The sequence below is a fragment of the Acinetobacter sp. YH12052 genome, from assembly GCF_013419835.1.
Classification (GTDB): domain Bacteria; phylum Pseudomonadota; class Gammaproteobacteria; order Pseudomonadales; family Moraxellaceae; genus Acinetobacter; species Acinetobacter amyesii.
The window spans coordinates 51,400-64,050 of record NZ_VOZI01000019.1 but is presented as its reverse complement, the minus strand read 5'-3'; the positions used below and the strand labels follow the sequence as shown (position 1 = coordinate 64,050).

Annotated in this window: 10 protein-coding genes and 1 pseudogene; 6 read left to right on the top strand and 5 right to left on the bottom strand. The window is 38.3% G+C overall.

Annotated elements, in window-relative coordinates:
• Positions 1-122: 122 nt before the first annotated feature.
• From rfbA to FTU06_RS13910, 4 genes and pseudogenes are all read left to right on the top strand, one after another.
• A pseudogene (gene rfbA / locus FTU06_RS13925) lies at positions 123-836 on the top strand (glucose-1-phosphate thymidylyltransferase RfbA); the annotation flags it as partial.
• Positions 833-1,933 (top strand): DegT/DnrJ/EryC1/StrS aminotransferase family protein, encoded by a 1,101-nt coding sequence (locus FTU06_RS13920; RefSeq protein WP_180147242.1) that lies wholly within the window; start codon positions 833-835, stop codon positions 1,931-1,933. The pseudogene rfbA and the gene FTU06_RS13920, both read left to right, overlap by 4 nt.
• A gap of 1 nt (position 1,934) precedes the next feature.
• The gene (locus FTU06_RS13915) at positions 1,935-2,504 is read left to right on the top strand and encodes an acyltransferase (protein WP_180116397.1); all 570 of its coding nucleotides are present in this window, start codon (positions 1,935-1,937) and stop codon (positions 2,502-2,504) included.
• A 1-nt stretch (position 2,505) separates the two neighbouring features.
• A complete protein-coding gene (locus FTU06_RS13910) occupies positions 2,506-3,423 on the top strand; it encodes a glycosyltransferase (protein ID WP_131261831.1) in 918 nt (305 codons plus the stop codon).
• Positions 3,424-3,428: 5 nt separating this feature from the next.
• On the opposite strand, the gene FTU06_RS13905 is transcribed toward FTU06_RS13910, so the two are convergent.
• From FTU06_RS13905 to FTU06_RS13885, 5 genes are all read right to left on the bottom strand, one after another.
• Positions 3,429-4,526, bottom strand: a complete 1,098-nt coding sequence (locus FTU06_RS13905; RefSeq protein ID WP_180147240.1) for a glycosyltransferase — start codon at positions 4,524-4,526, stop codon at positions 3,429-3,431.
• 22 nt (positions 4,527-4,548) lie between these two features.
• Positions 4,549-4,767 carry a hypothetical protein gene (locus tag FTU06_RS13900; RefSeq protein ID WP_180004580.1) on the bottom strand — a complete coding sequence of 73 codons (219 nt, stop codon included), beginning with the start codon at positions 4,765-4,767 and terminating at the stop codon, positions 4,549-4,551.
• 131 nt (positions 4,768-4,898) lie between these two features.
• Positions 4,899-5,765 carry a lysophospholipid acyltransferase family protein gene (locus tag FTU06_RS13895; protein WP_180147237.1) on the bottom strand — a complete coding sequence of 289 codons (867 nt, stop codon included), beginning with the start codon at positions 5,763-5,765 and terminating at the stop codon, positions 4,899-4,901.
• A 315-nt stretch (positions 5,766-6,080) separates the two neighbouring features.
• On the bottom strand, positions 6,081-7,865 hold the full coding sequence (aspS, locus tag FTU06_RS13890) for an aspartate--tRNA ligase (RefSeq protein WP_180147235.1): 1,785 nt from the start codon (positions 7,863-7,865) through the stop codon (positions 6,081-6,083).
• A 160-nt stretch (positions 7,866-8,025) separates the two neighbouring features.
• Positions 8,026-8,805: a DUF4184 family protein gene (locus FTU06_RS13885; RefSeq protein ID WP_180147233.1), complete on the bottom strand. Its 780-nt coding sequence runs from the start codon at positions 8,803-8,805 to the stop codon at positions 8,026-8,028.
• A 147-nt stretch (positions 8,806-8,952) separates the two neighbouring features.
• On the opposite strand from FTU06_RS13885, the gene znuD reads away from it, so the two are divergent.
• Both znuD and FTU06_RS13875 read left to right on the top strand, forming a co-directional pair.
• The gene (gene znuD / locus FTU06_RS13880; protein WP_180147231.1) at positions 8,953-11,049 is read left to right on the top strand and encodes a zinc piracy TonB-dependent receptor ZnuD; all 2,097 of its coding nucleotides are present in this window, start codon (positions 8,953-8,955) and stop codon (positions 11,047-11,049) included.
• Positions 11,050-11,158: 109 nt separating this feature from the next.
• Positions 11,159-12,625 (top strand): phospholipase D family protein, encoded by a 1,467-nt coding sequence (locus FTU06_RS13875; RefSeq protein WP_180147229.1) that lies wholly within the window; start codon positions 11,159-11,161, stop codon positions 12,623-12,625.
• The last annotated feature ends 26 nt before the right edge of the window (positions 12,626-12,651 follow it).

Sequence of the window (12,651 nt, the reverse complement as noted above, 5' to 3'; positions counted from 1 at the left end):
AGTAACTTGGACCAGTGTTGATCATTTAGCATTGTTCGAGGCATAGCGAGTGTAAAATTGGGTTTGGCGATTTAATTTTACTATCTCGCTATTTTTTTAATCAACAAATGTCAACAGACCCTAGTACCCCTGAAGATATTGATAGTTTTAAGCGTTTATTGGGTGATGGTGTTCAATTTGGCATTCAGCTTGAATATGCAGTCCAACCTAGTCCAGATGGTTTAGCACAAGCCTTTATTATTGGTGAAAGCTTTATTGGAAATAGTAATGTTTGTTTAGTGCTTGGCGACAACATTTTTTATGGTCAAGGTTTTACCCCAATGCTACGTCAAGCCGTTGCACGTCAAAAAGGTGCAACGGTATTTGGCTATCAGGTGAAAGACCCTGAGCGTTTTGGTGTGGTTGAATTTGATGAGCAGAAACGAGCAATTTCTTTAGAAGAAAAACCTAAACAACCTAAATCCCACTTTGCGGTCACAGGTCTATATTTTTATGACAATGATGTGATTCAAATTGCGAAACAAGTGAAGCCTTCTGAACGTGGAGAATTAGAAATTACCACAGTTAATCAGATGTATTTAGAGCGCGGTGATCTAAATGTGGAATTGCTCGGACGTGGTTTTGCATGGTTAGATACAGGTACACATTCAAGTTTACTGGAGGCAGCACAGTTTGTAGAAACCATTGAAAAACGTCAGGGTTATAAAGTGGCGTGTTTGGAAGAAATTGCCTTGAATAATGGTTGGCTGAGCAAAGAACAAGTTTTAGAAATTGGTCAAAGCATGAGTAAAAATGATTATGGGCAATATCTAATTTCTTTGGTGAATGAGATATGAGTCAAGAGTCAATTTATGTCACTCAACCTGTTTTACCTGAGCTTGCAGAATTTATTCCTTATTTAGAACAAATTTGGAAAAATAAAATTTTAACCAACTGTGGACCATTACATCAGCAGTTGGAAAAAGAGCTTTGTGAGTATTTGGGCGTTGATTATATTTCATTATTTAATAATGGAACAATTGCGTTAGTAACAGCACTACAGGCGCTAGGGCTTGAGCAAGGTGAAGTGATTACGACGCCATATACTTTTGTTGCTACGGCTCACTCGATAGTTTGGAATAAACTCACTCCAGTCTTTGTTGATATTGATCCGCAAACATCTAATATTGACCCAGTAAAAGTTGAGCAAGCCATAACTGATAAGACAGTCGCGATTTTACCTGTACATTGTTATGGCATCCCTTGTGATGTGGAAGCGCTACAAAATATTGCTACTAAGCATAATTTAAAATTAATCTATGATGCAGCACATGCTTTTGGAGTGAGATATCAAGGACAGAGCCTATTAAATTATGGAGATTTAAGTGTAATGAGCTTTCATGCTACAAAAGTATTTAATACTTTTGAGGGGGGGGCTATTGTTTGTCACAGTGTTGAAATGAAACAACGCATTGACCGTTTAAAGAATTTTGGTATTGTGAATGAAAGTATAATAGATGATATTTCTTTAAATGGTAAATTGAGTGAAGTACATGCTGCACTAGGTTTACTACAATTAAAATCTATTGATAGCACATTATTAGCACGAAAAAAAATAGATGAAATGTATCGTAATGGACTTGCAGGTATATCAGGGATTTACTGTATTAAACGTCCAAGTTTAGAAAAAGATAATTACTCTTATTTTCCAATCGTTATTTCTAAGCCGTATCCGCTTAGACGTGATGAATTGTTTGAAAAACTAAAGCTTAATGGGATTTTTGCAAGAAAATATTTTTATCCGATAATGACTGATTTGGCTATTTATAAGGAATATCAATCAGACACTCCTGAAGCGAAACGCTTATCAGAGGGAGTGCTTTGCTTGCCGCTATATCCAAATCTTAGCCTAGATTCAGTACAGAAAATTATTGATTTAATTAAGGACAATTAAGATGGCTTTTTTAACAGAAGAGCAAATTAAAGCCATGGGCTTTCATCACGTAGGTGAAAATTGCTTACTTTCAGATAAGGCCTCTTATTATAATTGTAAAAATATTAGTATTGGTAGCAATACTCGTATAGATGATTTTTCAGTACTATCTGCCGGGAATGGTGGTATAGAAATTGGTGAGTATGTCCATCTTGCGATTGGTGTGAGTCTCATTGGGGCTGGGAAAATTTCAGTTCAAGATTTTGCAGGACTTTCATCTCGGGTTTCGGTCTATAGTAGTAATGATGATTATAGTGGTCAGTTTATGACGAATCCTATGGTGCCTAGTCAATACACAAATGTGACGAGTTCAGATGTAATAATTGGAAAGCATGTAATTGTTGGATCTGGAAGTGTGATTTTGCCTGGTGTGACTTTAGAAACAGGTGTTGCTGTTGGTGCATTAAGTTTAGTAAATAAAAATTGTTCAGAGTTTGGTATTTATATCGGGACTCCTGTAAAACGAATTAAAGAGAGAAAAAGAGATTTACTTGAGTTAGAAATAAAACTAAAAAATGAGGGATCTATTTAGTATGAATATATTGGTTTCAGTCTGTATTGTTACCTATAATCAAGAAAGATTTGTAGAGCAGACTTTACAAAGTATTCTGAATCAAAATACAAATTTTCAGTATGAAGTTATTATTGGAGATGATTGCTCTACTGATTCAACTAGAAAAATAATAGAAGATTTTTTACTAAAATATCCCGATATTATAGTTCCAGTTTTTCATGAGAAAAATATTGGTCCTTTAGAAAATCTTAAGGCGGTGTATAGAAAAGCGAAAGGTAAATACATTTATCATCTCGATGGGGATGACTTGGCTCTTCCGGTTAAATTGCAACGGCAATTTGATGTCATGGAATCCAATCCAGATTGCGTCATCTGTACTCATGATATGCGATATATTGATGCTGAAGGAAATAAGGTACGAGAATGGACCCATCAAAAGGGTAAATTCGATTTAAATTATTTATATCTAAATTTACCTTTTTTTGCACATTCATCAAAAATGTTCCGAAATGATTTTATGTTTGATTATTTTGATGAATTGCACCCTCAAGCATTAGATATTGAAATACATATTGAGCAGGCCAAAAAAGGATTAATTTATCATTTAGATGAAGAGTTGGGGGCATACCGTGTAGATGTTGGAATTAGTACTATTGGAAAAAAGATTAACCCAATTTTACCTATGGGTATAATGAGAGTATATGATAAGAAATTGGTGGAAGAAAATGATTTATATAAACTTGAACAATTAAGAAAAACTTATTCTAAGTATACGCTGCAATATGCCCGCCAATTTCATCAAACTGGAAGTGATTATGACTTATATTGTGAGTTGGTTAAAAAATCTCTATCTATAAGATATTACACCATCAGACAATTAAAATATTTTATTCTAACCCTTTTGCCAAAGTCAGTATACTTGATGAAAAGCAAATAAAATTTTTAATCACATAATTGAAGAATTTTTTTCTGCATATTGTCCATACACACTTTATCTATACATTCTTGGTTATATTTATAAGGATTTTGCACACATTTTTCTAATGCAGAACTAAGAGCTCTAATATTTTGTTTAGGAACTAATCCAAATTTTGCAGTATCAAGAGTAAATAAATCTGTAATACCAGCTGAAGAGTCATAACTAATAACAGGAATACCAAGAGCAATAGCCTCTGCTAGAGTAACAGGGCTGCCTTCGTATAAAGATGACATTACTAGGCATTTACTTTGAAGCATAAGTTCTCGTGGATCATCAACCCATCCTAAGAAATCAACTCTATCAGCAATACCTAACTCTTTACTTAACTCTTCAAGTTTTTTACGTTCAGAACCATCTCCTACAATCGCCATTTTCCCACAAATATTACTCATTGCGAATGCTTTAATTGCATGATCAACTTGCTTAATTGGAACTAAACGACCAACAAAAATTACATCCCAGTTCTTTATAGTAGATTTAGAGCGATTTATAAGGTCTTTGGGTAATTCTATACCATTTGCAATGGTGGTCGTTTTATTTGGCTGAGCATGTATTTTAGCTTTTTCTTCTAAATCACGGTTTACTGTAATTAGGTTTTTACCTTTAAAAAGTTTTGAAAATTTGCGTTTATTTTTAAAAAAACGAATATGTTCTTTAATTCGTTTCAAAGGATTATTAAAATTTCTAATCTCTAAAAGATCTCCGTGAATCCAATACCAAATATTTTCTTTTTGGGTTAAGTATTTACCTAGATAATATCCATTATGAAAACCAATAATTATTAAATCAAAATTTCTTTTATTTATTAATGATGAAAAAATCTGCTGTTCTTTTTTTGTAAGCTCTTTAAACTTCCAAAGCTTGCCAAATGCAAACTTTGAATCAATATTTAGATCAATATATTCGATGGATGGGTCGACTATTAGTGTGTTTTTACTAGAGTTTAAAACAGCAAGAGTTACTAAGTTTTTGCTTTTTGCTAGAGTATGAGCAAGTTCTAGAGTGATTTTTTCAGCACCACCTTTACCTAAATCATCTACTATAAATAAAATTTTTTTCATATCATGTGCTTACTTTTATTTATTAGTTTTTATCCGCATTACCTTTCAACACCATATAAATCAAACCGACAAAGATTAATAATGCACCTGCAAGGCTGCTGACACAGAATAAAACGATTCGGTTATAGGTGGTTAAGTTGAATAATTCATTGGCTAAAATGTAGCGCATGAACAACCATTGTACGACAGAAAAAACAATCAACACGATTGCACGACGACGGACTTCAGGACGCATAGCCATAGGAGAATCACTTAAAGTGGAAATTGAGGCTATTATGCCACTGTCGATAATCGATCTCAATTGAATAAGGTGAATCTATGCAATCTTGCTCAACAATGAGATGTAAGGTTTTGACGGTAGTGCCAATAATTTTATTGACGATAGACGTTGATGTTCCCTAAACAATGTCTAAAGCGCTTATAAGACCAGATATATTGTTCAGGTGCTTGATTGATTATATCTTGCATCGCAATATTGAGTGTATCTACAGAGAGCTGTAAATCTCTAGACAAAATGTCATCTGAGAGATTTGTGCAATGTAAATCAAAACTAGATAGATCATCGTTGCGGATACAGCTCAAACCAATCACATTACATTGTGTTTTTGCAGCGAGTTTCGACACCAAAGTCACAGTTAGGGTATTTTGCCCAAAAAAATGGGAATAAATGCCACCAGAAGGCTTAGGTAAATGGTCTGGTAAAATGACTGTTAGGCCACCTTGTTTCAAATGTTTAAAAATGGCACGGATCCCTGTTTCATCTGTAGGAACGAGTGTTGCGTTAAACTTTTCTCGTGCTTCTAACAGATAACGATTGATCCCTTTATTTTTATTCGGTTTATACATAATCATCGGTTCTGTATACAGGTTCAGCCATGCATTGAGTAATTCCCAGCAGCCAAAATGCGGAATCACAACGATCACACCTTTTTTATTCGCAAGTGCTTCCGTGAGGATATTTTCACCATAAATGTTTTTCAATAAGCTCAGGCTATAACTTGGCGGCATCCCCCAACATTTAATAAATTCAATATAGGTCAGGCATTGGCTGCGGATACTTTGATTGATGAGCTGTCTCTGCGCTGTCTCGGACAAGTCTGGGTAGGCCAGTTGAATATTGATGCTAGTGATACGTTTGATTGATGAATTAAATAGATTAAGAATAAACGCGATCATCAAAGCCAAGTTTTGTAACAGCCAAAGTGGCAATAGCGCGATGATTTTGAATATAAAGTACATGGATCACAAGGTCTCAAAATTTACAGCATGGAATAAAATAAATTTTGCCAAGAGACCGGACTTATTCAGTGAAAAAGTACAAAAAGATCTGAATCTAAAAACAAAATAATTGGAAGTGGAAAATTGAGCTGTCCATTGCTCAAAGGATATGGTGCAACATCATAACGTAGTTGAAGCGTTTTGATATTAGCAAAGTAAATCAAATCTTTAATTTATGTTTTGTAGGTTTTCAACGACCTTTTGTTGGTCGAAATAAAAAACCCTGCTTAGCGCAGGGTTTTTTAAACCTTAAAATCTAAATCTTAAAATGTAAGATTATTTAGATTCTTCAGCTTTTGGTTTTTCACGTAAACGGATACCAAGGTCACGCAATTGGTTTGCTTCAACTGGCGCAGGCGCTTGAGTTAAAGGACATTCCGCAGTCTTAGTTTTCGGGAATGCAATCACGTCACGGATAGAAGATGCACCAGTCATCAACATCACTAAACGGTCAAGACCGAATGCCAAACCACCGTGAGGAGGCGCACCGAATTTCAACGCGTTAAGCAAGAAGCTGAATTTCTCTTCTGCTTCTTCTTCAGAAATACCAAGCGCTTCAAAGATCGCTTTTTGCATTTCAAGGTTGAAGATACGAAGTGAACCACCACCGATTTCAGTACCGTTCAATACCATATCGTAAGCAACAGAAAGTGCAGCACCTGGGTTGTTCTTCACTTCTTCAACGCTTGATTTTGGCAGCGTGAATGGGTGGTGAACAGACGTCCATTTACCGTCATCAGTTTCTTCGAACATTGGGAAGTCAACAACCCAAAGTGGCGCCCACTCGCAAGTTGCAAGTTTCATGTCGTGACCGACTTTAATACGTAAAGCACCCATCGCATCATTTACGATTTTTGCTTTGTCCGCACCAAAGAATACGATGTCGCCATTTTCAGCACCAACACGTTTCAATAGATCAAGTACGATAGGCTCGATAAATTTAACGATTGGAGATTGAAGACCTTCAATACCTTTTTCAAGCTCGTTGACTTTGATGTAAGCCAAACCTTTCGCGCCATAAATGCCAACGAATTTAGTATATTCGTCGATTTGGCTACGTGGAAGCGCGCCAGCACCGGGTACGCGAAGCGCAACAATACGGCCTTTAGGATCTTTAGCAGGACCTGCGAATACTTTGAACTCAACGTCTTGCATCATGTCTGCAACGTCAACCAATTTCAAAGGAATACGCATATCTGGTTTGTCAGATGCATAGTCACGCATTGCGTCTGCATAAGTCATGCGAGGGAATTTGTCGAATTCAACGTTTAGAAGTTCTTTGAACATCTTCACCGTTAAACGTTCCATTAAATCCATAATGTCATCGTCACTCATGAACGATGTTTCAACGTCGATTTGTGTGAATTCAGGCTGACGGTCAGCACGTAAGTCTTCATCACGGAAACATTTAGCAATTTGGTAGTAACGATCAATACCGCCAACCATCAACAACTGTTTGAACAATTGCGGAGATTGTGGAAGCGCGTAGAAGCTACCGTTAGAAACACGACTTGGTACTAAATAGTCACGCGCACCTTCAGGAGTAGCACGAGTCAAAATCGGTGTTTCAACGTCTAGGAAACCATTTTCTTCGAAGTAGTTACGAATCAGGTTGGTTAATTTAGAACGGAAACGTAAACGATCTAACATTTCTGGACGACGAATATCGAGGAAACGATATTTCAAACGTACTTCTTCAGAAATATTGGTATTTTCGTCATTCAATGGGAATGGAGGAGTTTCAGACGCAGCAAGAACTTCAATTTCTTTGCCTAAAACTTCGATTTGACCACTCACGATATTCGCGTTTTCAGTACCTTCGTAACGACGACGCACACGGCCTGTAATTTTTAATACGAATTCTGAACGTGATTTATCAGCAGTCGCGAAAGCTTCAGGAGTATCAGGGTCAATCACTACTTGAACAAGGCCATCACGGTCGCGCATGTCAAGGAAGATTACACCACCGTGGTCACGGCGACGGTGAACCCAACCGCATAATGTAACGGTTTGGTCGATTTGGGCTTCAGTAAGTGAGCCGCAGTAATGAGTTCGCATCATAGCGTTAGAAATCCAACTATATGGGTTAAGGTCAGCGAATGCGTAAACAGCGCACCGCTTTTATTCGAATAGGGGATTATGCCTCTTTTTGGCTGTTTTGTCACAAGGACTTATTGCTAAAACTGCCAAATTTACAGCAAATTTTCGGTCAATGATGGGCTTAAGCCGATGACGTTGAAAAAATATTGGTGCTCTTGTTTAAGATCAGAAATATCAGACTACCGAAGCTAAACGTGGCTAAAAATGCACGGAAAAAATAATTAATGGCTTTGCCGACATAGGCATACAAGTCATGCACAAATGCATCTGAATAAATACTGTCAGCAAAATAAAAATAACTTGCGATGCCCGCAGCTAAAGACAGGGCCGCTAAACCATATACATAGACTTTGATGGATGTGGGGACGTTTGCAGTACTTCGATAGTGAAGATGATGACGATAAATCATCCATGCCAAAACGGGGAGTGCCAAGCCAGATAATCCAATTTGCAACACGCGATGTAGGGGATATGAATGACCAAAAAATTGAATCGGCAGACTTAACAGATCCTTAAAAGCAAAGGTACGAAAGTCAACATGGGTCAAGCCATCCCAAACAATATGCGTCGATGTTCCAACGATGAGTGCGAGGATAAGGCTGAGGATAAACCCACAACATTGATTAAGACTCTGTAGATTCAGCGGCTTATTTAAACCAAAAAAAGCAAATAACATCGGGCGATAGAGCACATACCACAGCACACAAAACAGCAAACCTAGGATTAAGTTTGGAAAAATTAACCCCGACCATTGATGGGATCCATTGTAGTCAGCATTAGTAAATAAACGGAATAAATCCGGCACCATGCTACCAATTGCGAGTGCTGCAATAGGCAGGCGGTTTCCGCTTAACTTGGAAATAGGCGGTGCGAGTACAGCATGGGATATGGTAAAAGGCATTGAACTAAAATAAATATATGAATAAATACAATGTAGTATCGGTGAGTGTATATGATTTGGGCAGATTAGAATGTTTTTTATTGCAAAACGAATGAAATGTTATATTATAACATTATTCAAAAATATCCTGATTTGAGTCTCTTCAACATGTCTTTTCATAAGAATTTAATAACTGTTTCGATTTTTGCAGTGATTGCACCCAACCTTTATGCCGATGACCCAGAACAACAGGTACAAAAGCTCGAAGCCATTAATGTTCAGGTCCATCCCTTAAACCAAAGTGCGGCAGATTTTGCTGTTGCCGATAATGTCATTCAACATAAAGCCCTTGCACAAGGTGGCGTCACAATTGGTGATGCGTTAGCCGGACAGCCCGGTGTATATTCAAATCAGTTTGGTGCAGGTTCAAGTCGTCCTGTGCTGCGTGGTCAAGATGGGCCACGTGTCAAAGTGTTGGAGCATGCATCTGAAACAGCAGATGTTTCAACTTTATCCCCTGACCATGCAGTGACGGTAGATCCGATTTTGGCCAAACAAATTGAAGTGATCCGTGGACCATCAACACTGTTATATGCTGCAGGAACAGTCGGCGGTTTGGTCAACGTGACGGATCAAAAGATTCCTACCTCTATTCCTGATAAAGGTTATGAAGGGCAAGTTGGGGTTCGTTATAACTCAGGCAGTGATGAAAAATTGGCGAGTGCCGGTGTGACGGCTGCTTTAGGTGATCAATTTGCGATTCGTGTAGAAGGCTCAAAACGTAAAGCCAATAATTATATCGCGCCAGATTATGTACATGAGCACAGCCATGAACATGATTTGGGCAATGGTCAGCATGAAACCCACACTGAGTTTGTAAAAGAACGCCGTGTTGATAACACTTTTGCCGAAGGCCAAACCGTAAATATTGGCGGATCATGGATTCATGATCGCGGTTTTGTCGGGCTGTCTTATAGTAATCGTGAAGATCAGTATGGTTTGCCTGGGCATAGTCATGAATATGAAAACTGCCATCCGCATGGTGATGCGTTGGACTGTGACGCACATGGTGCAGGTGGTCATACGCATGACCACGATGAAGAAGAGCACGGTGGGCCTTGGGGTGACTTAAAATCTGAGCGTTATGATTTACGTACGGAATTGTCTGAACCATTTGTAGGCTTTCAAAAGCTTCGTGCACATGCGAGTTATACCGACTATAAGCATGATGAGTTAGAAGAAAGTGAAGTATTAACCACCTTTAAAAGTAAAGGTTATGATGCACGCTTAGAGTTGGTACATAACCCAATTGCCGATTGGGAAGGGGTTATTGGCACTCAATATAACCGCCAAAAGCTGAATATTTCAGGCGAAGAATCCTTGATGAATCCGAGTACCACAGAGAAGTGGAGTATATTTGGTTTAGAGCATAAACAGTTTGGTGATTTCCACGTGGAACTGGGTTTACGTGCCGATCAGCAAAAAATTGATATTGATTCGACACAAAAAGACTTTAGCGATTATGCAATTTCGTATTCAGGTGCAGTCAACTGGGAATTTGCACCAGACTATAAACTATCCTTTGTGGCATCACATCAAGAACGTTTGCCTTTGGCGCAAGAGCTGTATGCCAATGGCAAACACTTTGCAACTAATACCTATGAACGCGGAAATGAAAATCTGGATGTGGAAAAATCCAATAATCTAGAACTGGGTTTCCATTACGAAAAAGACCAATTGGACTACCATGTACATGTGTATCACAATTGGTATGACAACTACATTTATGCGGCAACCAAAGATAATTTTGAAAACTTCCGCCTAGTTGATTACACGCAAGATAAAGCTAAATTCTATGGTACTGAAGCGCAAGTGGGTTATGCCATTAATGATATGTATAAACTCAGTGTCTTTGGTGATTATGTACGCGGCAAAATTGATGGTGAAAATGCGCCACGTGTGCCTGCAGGGCGCTTAGGAACCAAGGTCGATGTTGACTTTGCCGATGGTTGGTCAGGTCTTGCAGAATATTCACATGTATTCAAACAAGACAAAATCACTGCATTTGAGCGTGAAACAGATGGCTACAACATGGTGAATTTGGGTGTGGCCTATAGTGGTCAATTGAAAGATCAAAATGATTATCGAGTCTATTTCAAAGCCAATAATTTATTGGATGAAGATGTTTACTCTCACACGTCATTCCTTGCCAATATTCCTCAAGTTGGTCGTAATTTTACGGTTGGTCTTGAATTTGGTTTCTAATTGAATTTACACAGACTTCTCTAAGTAAGTCTAGGTAAAGTCACAGAAATCCTCTTGAAAAATCAATGAATAAAACCTAGTCTGAGCGCATTAGACTAGGTTTTTTCTTATGCGCATCATTCAACGAATACATCACAAGCTCAATTGGTCACGTCGTCGCTATGTGGGCGTGGTCATTGGTTTATTGGTTTTAGGTTATTTGGCATCGGCAACCTATCATACGCTAAAGCTACTCCCAGAAGGGTTGAACTACACGGGAAAACTTCGCCATGCTGAAGTGAACTTTTTAGTGGATGAAACCTATATCGATGCGCAAGGAAAGCAGCAACAGGAACATCGCATTTTTAAAGAAATGCTGAAAATGATCGAAGAAGCACAGTCGACCATTGTGTTGGATATGTTTCTCTTTAATCCGCAAGTTGGTGACTCTCAATTAAAACATGAACAATTAACACAGGAGTTGACCGATGCGCTGATTTTGAAGCGTCGACTATCTCCTCAAGTGGAAATTTTTGTGATTACTGACCCTGTCAATTCGGTCTATGGCGGCATTCAACCCGAGCATTATCGTCAATTACGACAAGGGGGCATTGAGTTGATGGAAACCAATTTGGTACCGCTTCGTGCTTCCAATCCTGCATGGTCAGGCTTTTGGTATATCTGCTGTCAAGATATTGGCAATAATCCTGAACAAGGCTGGTTACCGAACCCATTGGGAACCGAAAAGGTGACGATCCGCAGTTATATGGATCTTTTCAACTTTAAAGCCAATCATCGTAAAACCTTGGTGGTAGATACCGTTGAAGGTTGGAAAGGTTTGGTCACCTCTATGAATCCGCATGATGGTAGCTCACGACATTCTAATGTGGCCTTAACCGTCAAAGGCATGACCGCGATTGATCTGTTAAAGACCGAGCAAGCCGTAGGCATGATGTCTAAAGCCAATATTCCATTTGTAGTGATTAAAGATGTTGAAGCCGCGAAAACTCAGCCACAGGTTCAAGTGCTGACTGAAAAAACCATTTATGATGCCACACTCGACTTAATTGATAGCGCGAAGAAAGCTGGAACTGAAATTGATATCGCGATGTTCTACTTGTCAGAACGTAAAATTATCAAAGCACTCATTGCTGCACATGAACGTGGCGTGAAAGTGCGGGTATTACTCGATCCGAATAAAGATGCTTTTGGTCGTACCAAAAATGGTATTCCAAACCGTCCTGTTGCTTCTGAATTGCATGATGCTGGTATTGATGTGCGTTGGTGTAATACCCAAGGTGAGCAGTGCCATAGCAAGATGATTTTAAAACGAACAGCCTATCAGGCAGATATGATTTTAGGTTCTGCCAATTTCACAGCGCGTAACCTGAAAAATTATAATTTAGAAACGGATTTAAGAGTGATCGGTTTGAAAGACGCTCAAGTCTTTAAAGAGGCAAATCAGTATTTTAATACGGCTTGGTCAAACCGTGATGGTAAGCAGATGAGTGTGGATTACGATACGTATGCCGATGAATCTAAGTTGAAATATGTGTTGTATCGCTTTATGGAATGGAGCGGATTATCTACTTTTTAGAATTGTCTTAATCTCCCTAAATCCCT